Source organism: Sporosarcina luteola (assembly GCF_007991495.1).
GTDB classification, from domain to species: Bacteria; Bacillota; Bacilli; order Bacillales_A; family Planococcaceae; genus Sporosarcina; species Sporosarcina luteola.
In genome coordinates, this window is the sequence record NZ_BJYL01000003.1 from 13,155 (window position 1) to 30,614 (window position 17,460).

12 protein-coding genes and 1 pseudogene are annotated in these 17,460 nt (G+C 43.1%); 11 read left to right on the forward strand and 2 right to left on the reverse strand.

Annotated features, from left to right (window positions below; all coding sequences use genetic code 11):
- The first annotated feature begins 60 nt into the window (after positions 1-60).
- The 6 genes and pseudogenes from SLU01_RS00480 (at position 61) to SLU01_RS00510 (ending at position 7,793) form a co-directional block, all read left to right on the forward strand.
- Complete coding sequence (locus SLU01_RS00480; RefSeq protein ID WP_147054199.1) at positions 61-1,350, forward strand: nucleotide sugar dehydrogenase; 1,290 nt, start codon at positions 61-63, stop codon at positions 1,348-1,350.
- Complete coding sequence (locus SLU01_RS00485; protein WP_147054200.1) at positions 1,351-2,061, forward strand: WecB/TagA/CpsF family glycosyltransferase; 711 nt, start codon at positions 1,351-1,353, stop codon at positions 2,059-2,061.
- A gap of 693 nt (positions 2,062-2,754) precedes the next feature.
- Positions 2,755-6,141, forward strand: a complete 3,387-nt coding sequence (locus SLU01_RS00490; protein ID WP_147054202.1) for an S-layer homology domain-containing protein — start codon at positions 2,755-2,757, stop codon at positions 6,139-6,141.
- 430 nt (positions 6,142-6,571) lie between these two features.
- Positions 6,572-6,829 (forward strand): annotated as a pseudogene (tnpB, locus tag SLU01_RS18150) (IS66 family insertion sequence element accessory protein TnpB).
- A 466-nt stretch (positions 6,830-7,295) separates the two neighbouring features.
- The gene (locus SLU01_RS18415; protein WP_373866378.1) at positions 7,296-7,442 is read left to right on the forward strand and encodes an IS66 family transposase zinc-finger binding domain-containing protein; all 147 of its coding nucleotides are present in this window, start codon (positions 7,296-7,298) and stop codon (positions 7,440-7,442) included.
- A gap of 30 nt (positions 7,443-7,472) precedes the next feature.
- Entirely contained in the window at positions 7,473-7,793 is a 321-nt protein-coding gene (locus SLU01_RS00510; protein ID WP_147054209.1) for an IS66 family transposase, read from the forward strand.
- A gap of 260 nt (positions 7,794-8,053) precedes the next feature.
- Here the strand turns inward: SLU01_RS00510 and SLU01_RS00515 are convergent, their stop codons facing one another.
- Together SLU01_RS00515 and SLU01_RS00520 are read right to left on the reverse strand one after the other, a co-directional pair.
- Positions 8,054-10,570, reverse strand: coding sequence for an S-layer homology domain-containing protein (locus tag SLU01_RS00515; protein WP_147054211.1), 2,517 nt, complete (start codon positions 10,568-10,570; stop codon positions 8,054-8,056).
- 490 nt (positions 10,571-11,060) lie between these two features.
- A complete protein-coding gene (locus SLU01_RS00520) occupies positions 11,061-11,402 on the reverse strand; it encodes a thioredoxin family protein (RefSeq protein ID WP_147054213.1) in 342 nt (113 codons plus the stop codon).
- Between the two features lie 276 nt (positions 11,403-11,678).
- Here SLU01_RS00520 and SLU01_RS00525 point away from each other — a divergent pair, with 276 nt between their 5' ends.
- From SLU01_RS00525 to SLU01_RS00545, 5 genes are all read left to right on the forward strand, one after another.
- The gene (locus SLU01_RS00525) at positions 11,679-12,953 is read left to right on the forward strand and encodes an L-cysteine desulfidase family protein (RefSeq protein ID WP_147054215.1); all 1,275 of its coding nucleotides are present in this window, start codon (positions 11,679-11,681) and stop codon (positions 12,951-12,953) included.
- A 29-nt stretch (positions 12,954-12,982) separates the two neighbouring features.
- On the forward strand, positions 12,983-13,927 hold the full coding sequence (gene trxB / locus SLU01_RS00530) for a thioredoxin-disulfide reductase (RefSeq protein WP_147054217.1): 945 nt from the start codon (positions 12,983-12,985) through the stop codon (positions 13,925-13,927).
- A 129-nt stretch (positions 13,928-14,056) separates the two neighbouring features.
- Complete coding sequence (locus SLU01_RS00535) at positions 14,057-15,448, forward strand: TldD/PmbA family protein (protein WP_147054219.1); 1,392 nt, start codon at positions 14,057-14,059, stop codon at positions 15,446-15,448.
- Complete coding sequence (locus SLU01_RS00540; RefSeq protein ID WP_147054221.1) at positions 15,448-16,800, forward strand: TldD/PmbA family protein; 1,353 nt, start codon at positions 15,448-15,450, stop codon at positions 16,798-16,800. Before SLU01_RS00535 ends, SLU01_RS00540 begins: the two co-directional genes overlap by 1 nt.
- A 275-nt stretch (positions 16,801-17,075) precedes the next feature.
- Positions 17,076-17,417 carry a thioredoxin family protein gene (locus SLU01_RS00545; protein WP_147054224.1) on the forward strand — a complete coding sequence of 114 codons (342 nt, stop codon included), beginning with the start codon at positions 17,076-17,078 and terminating at the stop codon, positions 17,415-17,417.
- The last annotated feature ends 43 nt before the right edge of the window (positions 17,418-17,460 follow it).

Sequence of the window (17,460 nt, forward strand, 5' to 3'; positions counted from 1 at the left end):
GTAGGACTCTCCATGGGTGAGCCTTACCAGCACCCCCACAAAGAAAGGAACATCACCCAAATGAACAACAACATCTGCGTCATCGGCCTAGGCTATATCGGCCTACCGACAGCCGTCATGTTCGCCAACAGCGGCGTAAAAGTACACGGCGTCGACATCAACGAAAAAGCAGTCAACATGATCGCGCAAAAGCAACTACATATAGAAGAGAACGGACTCCAAGAACGACTCGACAAAGCAATCGACGAAGGATTCTTCACCGTCTCCACAACACCCGTCGAGGCTGACACATATATCGTCGCCGTCCCGTCACCAATCAATCCCGACAACACGGCAAACTTGGAATACATCCGTCAAGCAACAGCATCAATCGTTCCATACCTAAAACCAGGCGCACTCGTCATACTGGAATCGACCGTTCCACCAAAAACTGTCGAAAATATCATGCTGCCTGAACTGCGCAAATCGGACCTGACACTTGGCGAAGACCTTTTCGTCTCACACTCACCTGAACGCGTCATTCCAGGTAAGATCTTCGAAGAACTCGTCAACAACGACCGGATCGTCGGCGGAATCACACCGGAATCCGCCGAAAAAACAAAAGCACTCTATAAAACATTTGTTCAAGGTGAGATCCACCTGACTGATGCCACAACAGCTGAACTCGTCAAAGTCATGGAAAACACATACCGCGACGTCAACATCGCATTCGCCAACGAACTCGCGAAAATCGCGGAAACAATCGGCGTCGATATATGGGAAGCAATCCGCTTCGCCAACTTCCACCCGCGCGTCAACATCCATATGCCGGGACCTGGAGTAGGCGGACACTGCATCGCTGTTGACCCATGGTTCCTAGTAGAACTCAACCCGGAAAACGCGGAAATCATACACAAAGCAAGGCTCACAAACGATGCCATGCCGCAATTCGTCGCTCAAAAAGCAAAAAACGTACTAAACAGTGTGCAAATCGAAAACGGCAAAGTCGCAGTCCTCGGCCTCGCATTCAAAGGTGACGTAGACGACATGCGCGAAAGCCCATCTATTAAAGTAATCGAAGCATTGCAAGCGCTCGGCCTCGAAGTCAAATCCTTCGACCCGCACATTAAAAACTTGCAACACGAAACGCAACAAGCAACGCTCGAGGAAGCAACAAAAGACGCTGACCTGCTCATCCTGACGACGGATCACACCGACTTCAAACAGCTCAGCCCGAACACACTTACAACAAAACAACCAAAACCATTCGTCCTCGACACGAAAAATGCATTAGACCGAAACAAATGGGAACAAGCCGGATTCCACTACATCAAACTAGGCGACGGCTCACCCGTAGGAGTCATGAGTTAAATGAAAGAACAAATACTAGGCGTCGATGTCAACACGGAGAACTACGATGAACTCATCCCGAAACTCTTCCAAAACATCGACGCCCAAAAGAAATCACTCGTCGTAGCCATCAACCCTGAGAAGTTAATGAAGGCAAAAGACGACCCAGCTTTAAAAGCACTGCTCAACCGGGCCGAATTCCAAATCCCGGACGGCATTGGCGTTATCATCGCGTCCAAGCTCCAAAAAGGCAACATAAAATCCCGCGTAACCGGAGTAGACACGATGGACCGAATCGTAAGGGAAGCTGCCCGAACAGGCAAGTCCATCTTCCTCTACGGAGCAAAACCGGGCGTCGCAGAAACGGCTGCTGCTAAACTGATCGAAACCTATCCCAATCTCCAAGTCGCCGGCACACAAGACGGCTACGAAAAAGACGAAAGAAAAGTGATCAGTAAAATCAACGAAGCTAAGCCCGACATCCTATTCGTCGCAATGGGCTCGCCAAAACAGGAACTATGGATCGAAGAACACCGTGAAAACCTGCATCCGATCCTCTATCAAGGAGTCGGCGGCTCATTCGACGTCCTAGCAGGCAATATCAAAAGAGCGCCAGCCGCATTCCAAAAAGTTGGCGCTGAATGGCTATATCGGTTATTATTGGAACCAAGCCGGCTAAAACGGCAAATGAACCTACCAAAATTCCTATTTGAAATAATCCGCCAAAAATAACTAAATGATACTTGTAATCTAGTAAAACTGATGATAGAATACGTAAGTGTAAGGATAATTTCCTCTGTAGCATATATAACATTAACGCCACGCAGGACGAAAACGGTTGGTTGACCGCACAAAAGGACTTGAACAGCTCCCATCTGTTCAAGTCCTTTTGCCATCTAGAAAAGCGGAAGGCGCTTGCTCAGGGGCGACAGGCATAAGACGAGGATGCGAAGTGGCGCCTTTTGCCACGCAGCAGCATCGGCTTATGACCCGAGCCCCTAGCGCCTGGAGCTAGACACTAGAAAAGCATAAGTTGCCTTCGGCCCCTAAAGCTAAACAAAGAAAAGTGAAAGTCGCCCCCAAATGCTAGACAAGAAACAGATTAACTTTCCCTTCTATAAATACTATCCCAAACATAGGTTCAAAGTGAAACAGGACAATCAAAAATAGCAAGACTATTAGATTGATTTTTAGACTTTTATGGAAATATAGCAGAAATACTTGATAATTATTTGAAATACGATAGAATAGTAGAAGCAGCGGAAAATTACATAGAGTTTTGAGCTACATTCTAGCAAAATACTAATAAGTAATTGACATCTCTGCTGTTAATATCTATACTTTACTGTGTAATGGCTTCTACATCCATTTTGCCGTGGGGTAGATGACAAATTTTATTTCTTAATTAGAGGAGGAAATTATTCAATGGCTAACCAACCAACGAAGTATCGTAAGTTTGTAGTTGGCGCTGCATCAGCTGCATTAGTGGCATCTGCAGTAGCACCAGTAGCAAGCGCGAAAGATTTCTCAGACACAAAAGGTAACACACACGAGGCAGCAATCGATGCACTATCTGATGCTGGCATTATCACAGGTTACGAAGACGGCACTTTCAAGCCAAACAAAACATTGACTCGTTCTGACGTAGTCAAAATGATGGGTAAATGGCTTGTATCTGAAGGCTACGAAGTACCTGAAGACTACAAAACTAATATGCGTTTCTCAGACTTACAAGCTTCTACAAACGATGAGCTTTTGAAATATGCTGCAGTTGTTAAAGACAACGGCGTATTCAACGGAAGCAACGGTCGTTTGCTAGCTGGAGACAACATGTCCCGTGAAAACATGGCAGTTGTTCTTGTTCGTGCATTCGACACAGTTAAAGATATCAACCTAGTAGAATACGTTGAAGCTCAAGACTTCGATAAAGAAGTTACTGATCTTAACTCTGCTAAATCTGAAGCACGTACAGCAATCAATGTCTTAGACTTCTTCGACATTACAACAGTTGCACAGTTTAATCCAAAAGACACTACAACTCGCGGACACTTTGCTACATTCCTTAACAACTTCTTGAAAGCTGATCTTTCAAAAGTAACTGGCGTTGTAGCTGGAGTTGAGTCAATTAGTGCTATTAATACAACAACTGTTGAAGTTAAGTTCGTTGAAGGCGTAACTGACATCAACTCACTTAAGTTCGCAATTGAAGGTTTAGAAGTGAAAAATGCAGTTCTTAAGCAAACTGATGCTAAGACTGTAGTTTTAACTACTGCTACTCAAGAAGGTGGCAAAAAATATGAAATTACTTTGAATGGTAATAAACTTGGTTCATTCGAAGGGATTTCTGCAGTTGTTCCTGAAAAAGTAACGCTTGAAACAACTTCACTTCAAGGTATCCTTGGTAAGGAAGTAACTGTTAAAGCTAATATTAATGTTAAAGAAGCAGGAGTTCCTGTTACATTTAACATTGTGTCAGAATCTAACAAATCACTCAACGCTGATCAAGTAGTTGAAGCATTTACAGACGAAAACGGTATTGCTGAGTATTCATATACTCGCTATGCTGCTACTGATGACAATGTTCAAGTTTATGCAACTGGTAAAGCTAACGTACGTGCATTCGGTAAAGTATACTGGGCTAACTATACACGTTTAGCGGTATCAGAAGTTACTGAAGGTAACGCTTTAGCTAACGGTTCTAAAAAGGTTTACAAAATCAGCTCACCTGAAAATGCTGGCGGATATGTAAACGTAGCTTTCAAAGAAAACGTACAAGCAACTCCAGACAAGCTTGTAACTGGTGCTAAACTAACTGACGCTCAAGTGTTTGTTTTGTCTCCGGACGGAACTACAACAGTTGCAGCTAATAAATATCCATACGAAGTTACAACTGGCGGCGTACAAATTGCACTTGTCAAATTGAATGCAAATGGTGAAGCAACATTTACAGTTGAAGGTTCAAATGCAACTGTTACTCCAGTAGTATTTGTTGATGGAGAATTTAATTCAGTAACTAACAAATGGACTGGAAACGGTAAACTTGATGCAACGGAGCTTCAAGCAACAGCACCTTCAGTTAAGTTTGAACTGAGTCACACATTGGGCCTTGATGTTAAGGCTGAAGGCGTTATGAACGCAGCAGCTGAAACAGCTAAGGGTCAAGGTGGTCGCGAGTATACAGTTACAGTGTCAGATAAAAATGGAAAATTGGCACCTGCTGGAACATCTGCGTATGTGACTTTCCCTGCTGGAAGCATTAGTACTGACAAGAAAGTTTACATCGTATTTGCAGATGGAAGCAAATCCCAAGTGTTTGCTGATACACCATATGAAATTAAAGTTGCAGGAACAAAAGGCCAAGCAACATTTAAGCTTGTAGGTGAAAAAGACGCATTTGCAACACCGACTGTTTTCCTTGACAACGGTACGGTAAATAGCAAACTAGACGCTAATGACTTGCAAACTGTTGGAGAAATAACATACTTTGTAAATGCAGTTGTAAACAATTCTGACTTGATGACAATTGATGCTAACGGTGATTATACTGAGTCAGCGGTTGTTGGAGATGTTGTTACTTACGTTTATCAATCTGTAGATCAAAATGGATTCCCTTATTATGAAGGTACAGGAAGATATGAAGTTACTTTCCAAGTTACAGCTCAATTTGGTGATGTGACGGTTGGTAATACTACAGCTGGAACTGTAACAGTTCCAAGAGGAACAACTAGATCGGTAAAAGCGAATGCTGTAAATGGAGTTGCAACTATTACTACTTCATCTGCAACTCCGTCAACGGTTACTGTGGATGCCTCTGCATCTCAAGTAAGCTTGCCTAACCAATCTGCATCTGTTCAATTTACTGCAGCGCCAGCTACGACTATTTTTGCAGGCGAAGTAATCGCTCTTAATGATTTAAGCAATGTTAAGGTACTATATTTGAAAGATGCTGCCGGTGTAGTTAAAAACTTCAAGTATGCAGGTGGAGAATTCTTCGACAATACAACAAGCGTTGGAATAAACACTCCATTGACTGAGACGGACTTCCTTGCAAAACTTACAAGTGGAGCAGAAGTTACTTATAAAAAAGTCGGAGATAAAAATCATTTCTACGTAACAAAAGCAGGATCAGGAGCTGCTCTACCGACATCACCAGCACCAACTACAGTATCTGTACCAGCTACTGTAACAACAGCGTACTTGCCAGCTGTTACTGAATCATTTGCTAAGATTTCAAGTTCAATTATAGATGATGTGAACTTCTCTGATTTCACATTAACTATTGCGGATGGTTCAAATACTGCGAATGTCAACGTTGATGCTACTGATACAGCAACAGACTTAGAAACTAAAATCAATAATGCTTTAACAACTGCTACTATTGATGCCCTAGCAACAGTTGATTCAGATGGTCGTGTGGTAATTACAGGCGGACAAAACGTAAACTTAACAACTTCAGGGGCTCCTGCTGATGTTTTGCCTAGCGTTACACGTAATTATGTAGCTGCTGCACCAGCACGCGCTGCAGAATTTGTTTATAACTTTACAACATCTACTGTTGCTGATATTTCACCAACAGAAAAAGTTACTGTTAACGGTATCACATATACAGCAGGAACTTCTACAGTTGGAAAAACATTTGACGCAACAGGTAATCTAGCTACTGACTTAGCTAACTTAGCTCTTGTAATCTCTGTAAACGATGATAGCGTTAGTGCGATTGCTTCTACAGTTTCACTTGAAGAAATTCTTACTTTGACAGAAAGAACTGGAAAAGAAGGAACTGCTTCTACCGCAGCTATCAAAATTGACTAAGTCCAAATAACTTTAAATAGAATTGATTGAAAAGAAAAACCCTCTAACTGGAAATATAAGTTAGAGGGTTTTTCCGTTGTATTCGTCAAGTGATAAAACTTGATAGTTAGATGAGTTTTACAAAGAAAGCCTTTTATCAATTAAATTATATTTTCAACTGTGAGCCCCCAATGAAACAACGCATATTAATAGAATGTATCTCTTTGTATGATTGATGTATCAAATGAAGGAGATGCTTTAACGTGCCGAAAAAACCATAAATCATCTTCCCTGTAACGCTGGATTCCCTTTCTAACGTAAGTATGCCAACTAATCCCTCCAAGTCCAATGGACTTTGTGTTATTAAATTGGCAATCACTTTCCAAAATGATGTGGAGAAGCGTATACAAACAATCATTAGAGAGCTAATCATCCGATGAGACTGGACTACATGAATGTCAAAAATATCTGCATCGTTTGTGGGAATACCGATATGCGGAAAGGGATCGATGGCTTGGCTGCTCTACTCCAAGGCTCTTTCGAACTAGATCATTGTGACGATTCCATCTTCTAGTTCGCGGGTAGGAATTAGTATCGGTATAAATGTTTATATTTTGAAGGAGACGGTTTTGCGGTGTTGTATAAACGATTGGATAACGGGAAACTCCAATGGCCAAGGAGTAAACAGGAGGAAAAGAACTTGTTTTAACAGGCACTTTGCTGGATGCTGGAGGCTTCCAGCCAACAACCAAAAGCGATACAATCTTCGACTCAAGGCGCGTTTTAATTTAGTTTTTTTCCATTGCCGAATTCGTTATACTTAATACAACGGAATTAACCGGAAAGCGGGTGAATGGCATGGCAGAAACATCTTAAGAATGTCATCCGAATACTAGAAGAGCAGCTGGGCCATGCCACTCGTCAGAATCAGAACTGATAAAACGGGTTGAATCATTGTCGCAACAGTTAAAAGCTGACGAACTATTGTTCTGTTTAAAAACAGAGAAATCGAAATACAACGTGCCCGGAGGGCAAAGATCCCTGTTTGATTAAGATGAATCCCTTTTTCCTTATTCTGAGCATACAGATGAACAAAGCCAGCAGTTCGTCTCCTACAGCGTTGTTCGAAAAAAAACCAGGAAAAGAGAAACGATTCCTTACGCGATCATGTGGATGTGGAATGCGTCCATTATAATCTTAAACAGACTGCTTGTACATGTTGCCATCACGCAATGACGGAAATCGGTACCACCGTTGTCCACGAGGAAGTCAAGCTTATTCCCGCTAAAATGGTGAAGGCGCACCATTTTGAATATACCTAAGAATGCAAGACATGTAAGGGGATTGCATCTTTGCCTGCACAGATAAAATGGGTTCAAGCACTTCAGCCAGCCATCCAGTACAGACTTGCCGATACTAGTGTTCTAATGAAAGTGTTGCACGATAAATTCGTACTGCATATACTCCTTTACCGTCAGGTAAACGAATGGATGCGGTATGGACTGGAAAACGATGATAAGAATCTGTCAAATTGGTACATTCAAGCGACTCATGATTGGCTAATGCTGGTATTTGAACGGATGAAAATGCTGATGATGAACAATTTCGTCATGCATGTGGATGAGACCTTTGCAAAGAAAATCATTGATCGGACGGGAAACCCGGCCAGATGAATGCCTATAACTGGATGTTTCGCACGAATTCCAGCCAAGGTCCTGTCACTATCCTGTTCCAAAGTACCCTCTCCTACCTCTCTAATTTCTTACGAATAAGTATAAATTATCATTTGAATGTGGGTTCCGGTCCCTGAAAATCATCTCCAATGAAACGGGTTCCCGCCAAAAACATCAACGAATTGTTTTTGGTGGGAACCCTATTTGTTTATGAATAAGTAATTGCCAAACATACTACCGTTAGCACTGTTGAATTCTGGTTAATGTTGATAACCGTTAAAAGTAATGTCCGCACTTTCAGTATAATACATAGTATTTCCAGTATTGTCTCTGATATGGCTAACTGTAAAAGAAGCTGTGTTAGTTATTGGAATACCATCGCTTGGCACATAGACGGTTACAATAACATATGTTGCTTCGTCTTCTGATCCAACTAGGACAGATGTGGATACAGTGGAACCTTCAGGCAATTGTTGGCCACCCCATGTATAGTTAAGGATGTTGCGCACACTGTCTAGGTTGACGCCGCTATTTTCATCGGACACTGTATACGTTACAGTTTGAGAGTTCCATTCTACAGGCCCATTTGCAATTCCGGAAACTACCGGGGGAGTCGTATCCCATCCGTAGTTTTGAACGGTAAATGCTTGGATTGCCGCTTCATTTGGATTTGGAATAGGTGCTTGATCAACGACCGTATTTGCTGGGACGTGCAGCTGATAGTATCCATCTGGCAAATCGTGATAGACCGTCAACGAATTGTAGGAAATCGAGGTATTTGATCCGCCGTAATAGTTAAGGGTAATCGGCGTTACAACACCTGTGTTTTGATTGACGACAGTGATGACGTTATTCGTGCCTAGTGTAATACTTTCTGAGAAACTTGCAATAATTTCCCCATTTTTCCATTCAACGTTTGTTAGCGCAGGAGGAATTCTATCCAGATTAAAGTTCAGGTTTGTTGAATATAGGGCTGTGCTGTAACCGGCTGTGTCTTTCACATCAGCATCGATAAATAGAACGCTATTATACGTGTCATAGTAGAAGGACGACGCGCCTGTTAAGACTACTGTTCTGGCATTCCGACCTGCCGATGCCGACAGCTCGGTTACTGCGCCATTTGCATGGACGATCCGTGCCTTGCCTGCGAATGAGGAAATATCCATATCTTTATCGTAGGTCAATTCAATTTTGCTGTCAGTTGTAACCCTCACATCGATCACAGTCGGAGAGGTCGTGTCAGCAGCAACTGTAATTGTTGTTTCCACCGGGTTTGGAGATGCAGTGTTGTTATTGTAATCCTTCACATTCGTCACGGAGATCCTTGCAGTTGCGCCCGCTTGTACTGGCGTACGTGCTGTGATGTCCAAACGATTAGGATCTGTTGGATTATTGGTGATCGTCGCAACTGAATTGTTGACATAGACGGTAGCACCTGCTGCATTCACAGGCTCATCGAAAAATAAAGAGAATGAAGTCGTCGATGTTTTTGCTTTTGCGGAACTAGACACTAGTCTCGGAGCAGTCGTGTCATATGCTTTTAGGGTTTCCGCATATTTATCAAGCGGCTCGTTTGTCGTGGATTGAATAGCGTCCGTTGCTGAGAGTGTATAGTCGCCATTAAAGGATCCGCTTGCTGTAATCGTTAATGTTCTCCCATCTGAAGATAAAGCACCCGTAAGTTGTCCAGGATTCCCAGTCGCCCCCGTGTTTGCTGTGATGGAAATATTCTGTACGACGTTCCTCGCATCTAGGATAGTTGACTTTGAAATGGGGGTTGCAAACGTCACTTCAACTTGTTTGGCGTTAAGAGCTTTTACGTCTTTAATGTAATGAGTGCCTGCTTTCGATTCAAATTTCATCGCAATTGTTTTATCTGTTTTCGCCCCGCCTTTTGTAAAGGTAACTACATAGAGCCCCGTCCTTTTACCCTCGACAACCTTTGCAACAACACCTTGCTCCTTAATGAGAGAAGTGGCATACGTTTGGACAGCGGTTAATTTTTGCTCATTTGTTGCATTGTCTCCATGAGGAATCTCCAATGTACCGCCCGTGACTTGGAAGTAGGCTGCTTCTACGGCAAGCTGATTTCGATCAGTCACTTCCGGTGCCGGTTCTGGCACTGGCTTCGAACCTGTCGCCGCTTCACTTCTGAAAAGGAAGGAAGCCAATTGCCCGCGTGTTACAAAGGCGTTCGGTGAGAAGGTCGTTGGAGTCGTTCCTGATGTAATGTCGTTGGAATACAAGACTTGAACAAAGCTCTTATTCCAGTTGCCGGCACTGATATCACTAAACGGATTGTCCTCTGTGCCCTGTGACTTGAGATTGAACCCGAGAACAAGCATTTTAGCCATTTGAGTTCTTGTCAAGTTCTCGTTAGGCTTGAACGTATTATCTGCATAGCCTGAAATGATTCCCTTTTCAACAAGCGCTGCAATGGCACTATAGTATGGATTGTTCTTGTTGACGTCTTTAAATCCGGGATCTTTCACATTTACTGTGTCGAGTCCAAGTGTCAACGCCAAGAACTTTGCTGCATGCTGCCGGCTGATGCTTTCGCCCGGTTTGAAGGTACCATCCGGATACCCACCAATAATGCCCCGTGAAGACAAGTCCATAACTGCCTCGTAAAAATGATGGCTTGGAATATCTTTGACATCAGAAAATGTCCGTGTCGCCGCTTCTGCGTTGGCGGGTACAAATGCAACGATTGCTCCTGTTGCTAGTGTTGTGGCCAACGTTGCTTTGAATAAGTTACTGCGATTGAATTTCCCCATTGTAAGCCCCCTGTTGATAGTTATGGTATTCTATAATTCTCCAATCGAAAGATATAAAAAATTCCTTCTATTATAGTATAGGTCCTATGTTGTGCTAGTTCAACTGTTCTAGTGCTGTATTGTGATTAAGTAAGTCAAAAAGAGGAAACTGACAAGATGGCACAGGTGGGTATGGTGTATGTTTTTTAGGGAATAGGATAGTAGAAAGAGATGAAGGGTGAGAGAACGGACATAGGTTTGTCTTGAAAAAAACATTTGTAAGCAATTTGTTCTGAAATGTGTAAGGGGGCAAGCGGCAAAGATTTCAGCTTTAGCGATGTATTTAATAGAATCCAATACTTGACTTACATTGAAGCATGCCCAAATAGCAAAGATTTTTGTCAGAGGGTTTGGATTTAATGCTAGGGGAAACAGTTGTCAGCGTCAATTGTATAAAAAAACACGGCTTCCATGAACATCATGGAAGCCGTGTTGCATTTATTGGATGAAATTACAGAACTTCTTCCAGGAAATCCAGGAAATCTTGTCGGTTTAAATAGCCGATGTATGTTTTAACAACTTCCCCTTTATTGAAAAGATACAAAGAAGGGAAAGAGACAATATCGTATTTCAATTGAACTGGATTTGATTTCGCCTCGAAGTCTTCATATGTGACCCAATGTTTTACGAATTTAATCTTCCCGTCTAATTCTTCGGCAACGTCCTCAAGAACTGGTTCGAAAGCTTGGCAAGGACCGCATTCATCTGTATAGAAATCAACGAATACTGGCAATTCGCATTCTAACACTTCTTTTTGAAACTCCTCTTTTGTAACCTCTACAACATATGACATTTCATTTCCTCCTTAAAGTAGGGCCGGCAAATTCACATGCCCTTCATCAATATAAAGAAACTTTATCTTGCTTTTGAAGCCGGTACAATAGGTTTCGTCAAAAGCATCCTAAACTGTGTTCATTAGGTACAGGGAGTGGTAGATCTTCTATTCCCATAAAGTAGGTTCGATCAGTCAGACCGAATAAACATGAATCCAACCACGTTCGACATCGTCTATTGATGTTCGCCTGATTAGTGGATAAAGTCGAATTATTGAGTAGGGGGGCGGTTGATTGTGACAAAGGATAAATTTCACAAGTTGATTGAAAAGGAATTGGTTGTTGCGCTTGGTTGTACGGAGCCGGTTGCAATCGCCTTAGCAGCTGCGACGGCAAAGAGCTATGTGAGTGGGGACATTCAAGAACTCGTTGTGAAGGCGAGCGGCAATATTATTAAGAATGCGAAGTCGGTTGGTATTCCGGGGATGTCCGGGAAGGGGTTGGACTTTTCTGCAGCCATCGGCGCTGTCGCGGGGAATCCGGATAAGAAATTGGAATTGCTGGAAGGACTGACGGCGGAGGATGAGCGCAAGGCGTTCGCGCTTATTGAAGCGGGGAAAGTGAAGGCGAGTCAGGCGAATACTGCGAAGCTGCTTTACATAGAAGTGATCATTCAGACGGAAACTCAAACGTCGCGTGTAATTATTGCGGACAACCATAGCAATATTGTACTGATCGAAGTGGATGGTAAGCCGATTGCCCGTGGGGGATGTGAGAATATCTCTGCACAATCCGGCATGGAGGAATCCAGCGAGCTGACGATCGATGAGATTTACGATTGGGTGCTGCAAGTCGACGTGGACGAGCTCCCACTGGTGAAGCGAAGCATCGAGCTGAACCGGGCTATTGGACTGGAAGGTCTTTCAGGAAATTACGGATTGAATGTCGGAAGAACGATTAAAGCGAACGTGGAAAGAGGCATTCTTTCAGATGATATTACTACGGCTGCGATGTCGTTAGCCGCAGCTGGATCAGATGCGAGAATGGCGGGTTCGACAATGCCTGTTATTGCAAATACTGGAAGTGGCAATCAAGGGATCGCTGTAACATTGCCAGTTGTCGGAGTAGCTGAAAAGCTTCAAGTGTCTGAGGAAAAGATGATCCGCGCGGTGGCACTTAGCCATTTAGTGACAATCCATATAAAGTCTAAATTCGGGCGGCTATCTGCCTTATGCGGTGTAACGACTGCAGGTATGGGAGCGAGTGCTGCGATTGTTTATTTACTCGATGGTACGCTCCAACAAGTGAAAGCGGCTGTTAAAAATACAATTGGCAACGTGTCTGGAATGATTTGTGACGGCGCGAAGGCAGGTTGCGCAATGAAGGTGTCGACGTGTTCTAATGTAGCTGTGCAATCCGCGATATTGGCGCTCAATGATCAAGAAATTCAGTCAACGGATGGTTTCATTCACGATGATGTGGAAAAATCGATTGAAGCCTTTTGCACATTGGGAAATGAAGGAACGCGGCAAACGGACGAGTGGATTTTAAAGTTGATGATGAATAAATGATCGTACTTACAACTATGGGGTGAATAATTATGACAGCAGACAAAATTTATGACGTACTTATTATTGGCGCAGGACCCGCAGGCATGACAGCAGCGGTATATGCTTCACGTGCAAATCTATCAACGTTAATGCTTGAAAGGGGAATCCCAGGAGGGCAAATGGCGAACACGGAGGAAATCGAGAACTATCCAGGATTCGAACAAATTCTTGGTCCGGATTTGTCAAAAAGAATGTTAGCGCATGCAAAGAAATTTGGAGCGGAATATGCGTACGGAGATATAGAAGAAGTGATAGATGGCTCTGAATACAAGACTGTATATGCAGGAAAAAAACAGTATAAAGCAAAGGCCATTATTATAACGGCTGGAGCGGAATATAAAAAACTTGGGGTACCCGGGGAACAAGAGCTTAGAGGAAAAGGTGTCTCCTACTGTGCAGTCTGTGATGGGGCTTTTTTCAAAGACAAGGAACTTGTCGTTATTGGCGGCGGCGATTCAGCAGTAGAAGAGGCGGCATATTTAACACGTTTTGCTTCAAAGGTAACTATCGTACACCGTCGGGATGAACTTCGTGCACAGGCCATTTTACAAAAGAGAGCTTTTGACAATGAAAAAATCGAGTTCATTTGGAGCCATTCCGTCAAACAAATTAACGAGGGGAATGGGAAGGTCGGCAGTGTGACACTCGTTTCAACGAAAACTGGTGAAGAACGGAAAGTTGTGACAAATGGGGTTTTCATTTACGTCGGTATGCTTCCGCTATCCAAGCCTTTTGTTAATCTAGGTATTACAAACGAGAACGGATATATCGAAACAAATGAAGAGATGGAAACGAAAGTTCCTGGGATTTTTGCAGCAGGCGATATACGTGAAAAAATGCTTCGCCAAGTTGTTACGGCAACAGGGGACGGAAGCATCGCAGCACAAAATGTCCAACATTACTTAGAAGCATTGAATGAAAGAATTACAATTTAAACGTCCGAATGAACGTCAAAAAGGACATGATTGTCAAATCGTCTTGATACTAGACTTATTACCCGATAAGTTAATTGTAATCGTTTTATATGTCAGATTTATTCACTAACTAAAACAAGAGGTGACAATATGATTAAGAAATCTGTAGCTGAAAATATCATCTATGCAGCGCTTGAAACAGGTGGTGATTTTGCAGAGATATTTATTGAGGATAAAAGAAATTCGACAATCGGAATGATTGGCGGCGTAGTGGAACGCGCACTGGCTGGACGCGATTATGGTGTGGGCATCCGTATTTTGAAAGGTGAATACTCGGTCTATGCGTTTACTAGCGATGATAGTGAAAGTAATTTATTGAAAGTCGCCCGTGAAGCGGCTCAAGCAATTCGAAGCAATCCGATAGATCTAACATTAAACTTGCAAAATAAGGTAGTGCAAAACAAACACAATATTTTGGTGCAACCAACTGCATTTTCAAAGGGACAAAAAGTTGAATGGCTCCGTCGGGCACATGAAGCGGCAAGTTCTTTTGACCCGGTCATCGTTCAAACGACGATGACACTCATCGACACGGTCAAAGACATTTGCATTGTGAACTCGGAAGGTTTGTTCGTGGAAGATCGTAGAGCCTATAATCGCATGGGCATCAATGTAATTGCTGAATCGGGGAACGATCGAGAGGCTGCCGGTTTCGGACCTGGCTCTTTTGGGGGCCTCGAGTATATGGAACAACTCGATATCGAAGGGGTTGCAAGAGAAGCGGCACGGAGCGCGAAGACCATCCTTTTCGCGGATCATGCTCCATCCGGCAATTTCCCAGTTGTTATTGACAATGAATTCGGCGGAGTCATTTTCCATGAGGCATGCGGTCATGGGTTAGAATCGCATGCTGTTGCTCGGAAAGCGTCCGTTTTCGCAGACAAGCTAGGCGAATATGTCGCTTCTCCTCTCGTAACAGCATATGACGATGGAACGATACCGAACGCCTGGGGGTCTAGCAATATAGACGACGAAGGCATGGAGACCCAAAAGAATCTCTTAATTGAGAATGGTATTTTAAAAGGTTATTTAATTGATAAATTGGGCAGCCGTAAGATGAATATGGCACCTACCGGATCAGGACGCCGGGAATCCTACAAATATGCACCGACTTCCCGGATGAACAATACTTTCATCGCACCAGGCAAGTCGACGCCTGAAGAGATCATTGCGAACACGGAACTCGGCGTCTTCGCTAAGTATATGGAGGGCGGTTCCGTCAACCCAATAACGAGCGATTACAATTTCTCAGTGAGTGAAGGGTATATGATCCGGAATGGAAAACTAGCTGAGCCGATTAAAGGAGCAGCCATTATCGGCAAAGGAATCGATACATTGAAAAAAATCGACATGGTTGGCAATAATTTGGGACTCGGTATCGGAATGTGCGGAGCGTCTAGTGGAACGGTGCCTGTCACTGTCGGTCAACCAATGATCCGGGTTTCAGAGCTAACAATTGGCGGTAGAGGGGGGAACGCTTGATGAATATTCAAGACTTTCAAATCGAACTATTCAATGAGGGAACTGAAATGGGATTTGAAGAGATGGAGATCTTTTATTCCTCCAGTAAAGCAGTATCCATCTCCATTTATCATCAGGAAATCGATGATTATACAATTATGGAAGAGGGCGGTGTTTCCTTCCGTGGATTATATAAAGGCAAAATGGGTTATGCGTATGCCGAAAGAATCGCCATTGACTCTATTCCGTTGTTGCTTGAGGAAGCATTGAACAACACGCTTGTCATTGAAGTGGATGATGGTGAGGATCTGTTCGAAGGATCGACTGATTATGCGGAACCAAGGCCATTTGCAGAAGCACTGGAAAAGCTCGAACCCGAAGAGATGATCCAAGCGGCGATGGAGCTGGAAAGAATTGCGTACAAAGCAGATGAACGTGTTGAGTTTGTCCAAGCAGCTTACGCATCGAAAGTCGTCAATGAAAGTTTAATCGCCAATACGAAAGGATTGCATTGTCATTCCAAAGGGGCATTCGCTTCAGCGGGCCTATATTTAACGGCACAAGATGGCGAATCAACAGCAACTGGCGGCGAGTCCGACTTTACAATGACGGCCTTCTCTGAACTGAACATGCACAAAATTGCAGAAAAAGCGGTTAAAGAAGCTGTTTCAAAATTGAATGCAAGTTCGATTATGACGGGTAGTTATCCGATCATATTCCGGTACGATACAGCGACTGAATTGGTCGGTTCGTTTTTGGGTCAATTATCAGCCGAATCTGTCCAACAAGGATACTCCAAGTTGAAAGGCAAGCTGAACGAACAAATCGCAGGGGAGAATATTACATTTGTAGATGATCCTCTTATGAAAGACGCAATCACATACGCAACGTTCGATTCGGAGGGCTTCGCTACCCGAAAGAAGGATCTGATCCGAAACGGGAAATTATTGACGTTCATGCACAATCGAAAAACAGCGAAAAAAGACGGAGTAGAGTCAACAGGAAATGCTGTTAAAGGCGGATTCAGGTCAATGGTAGGCGTCGGACCTTATAATCTATACCTAGAACCGGGCTCGTCCTCGTTGGACGAAATGATTGCTCAAGCTGGCAATGCCATTTTGATCGTTGAGCTGCAAGGTACAAACGCAGGCATCAATTATACGTCAGGCGATTTCTCTCTCGCCTCGATCGGTTTCTTGATTGAGGATGGCAAAATTACTCGTACTATCGATCAGTTTACGATTGCTGGGAATATTTTCGATGTACTGAACGATATAAGCACCATTGGAAGCGATTTACGCATCCGAGGATCAATTACACTTCCGTCTATCAAAGTAAATGCACTGCAAATCTCAGGAAATCAATCCAATTGATTGCATAGGGCATACATATCCGTATTTGGATATGTATGCCCGCTTAATAAAATCGATTTTCTGTCACACATCTAGTTAATGTAAGCGCTTATACTATACTTTATGTCCAGCTACAAGTTTTTCGGACAGAATCGACATGGAAAAGGACGTTTTCGTCTTAACATATTGAATCATTGAGTTGATAAATATAAATTATGTATAACATTATTTTTCGATTTCTGAAAAGTTGAGCAAGTGTAAAGAGAAAGAGATATACCACTAAGGGGGAACTGACAATGTCAAACGTAATCAATGTAACGAAAGAAAATTTCCAAAAGGAAGTAGTCGAATGTGAACTTCCTGTATTAGTCGATTTTTATGCAGATGGCTGCGGACCTTGTGAATTTATTGCACCTATTTTAGATGAGCTTTCCGAAGAGTATATCGGCAAACTCAAAATCACGAAATTTTACGTACCGATGGATGACGTATTGAATAATTCGAATGAAGTGGTCGTTAAGTATGATGTAATGGGATTCCCGACCCTCCTTATCTTTAAGGGCGGAGAAGTGGCGCACTCTCATTTAGGATCCTTGGATCGCTCAGAGCTCCTTTCATTTGTAGATGCTGCTTTGTAAGCCAGTTAGTCAATTAAAATTGACACGGAGGGAGGGATAACGC

Bases quoted from the DNA above. Each gene is read 5' to 3' on its own strand.
- SLU01_RS00480 (WP_147054199.1), top strand. From the start codon at position 61: ATGAACAACAACATCTGCGTCATCGGCCTAGGCTATATCGGCCTACCG.
- SLU01_RS00485 (WP_147054200.1), top strand. From the start codon at position 1,351: ATGAAAGAACAAATACTAGGCGTCGATGTCAACACGGAGAACTACGAT.
- SLU01_RS00490 (WP_147054202.1), top strand. From the start codon at position 2,755: ATGGCTAACCAACCAACGAAGTATCGTAAGTTTGTAGTTGGCGCTGCA.
- SLU01_RS00515 (WP_147054211.1), bottom strand. From the start codon at position 10,570: ATGGGGAAATTCAATCGCAGTAACTTATTCAAAGCAACGTTGGCCACA.
- SLU01_RS00520 (WP_147054213.1), bottom strand. From the start codon at position 11,402: ATGTCATATGTTGTAGAGGTTACAAAAGAGGAGTTTCAAAAAGAAGTG.
- trxB (WP_147054217.1), top strand. From the start codon at position 12,983: ATGACAGCAGACAAAATTTATGACGTACTTATTATTGGCGCAGGACCC.
- SLU01_RS00535 (WP_147054219.1), top strand. From the start codon at position 14,057: ATGATTAAGAAATCTGTAGCTGAAAATATCATCTATGCAGCGCTTGAA.
- SLU01_RS00540 (WP_147054221.1), top strand. From the start codon at position 15,448: ATGAATATTCAAGACTTTCAAATCGAACTATTCAATGAGGGAACTGAA.
- SLU01_RS00545 (WP_147054224.1), top strand. From the start codon at position 17,076: ATGTCAAACGTAATCAATGTAACGAAAGAAAATTTCCAAAAGGAAGTA.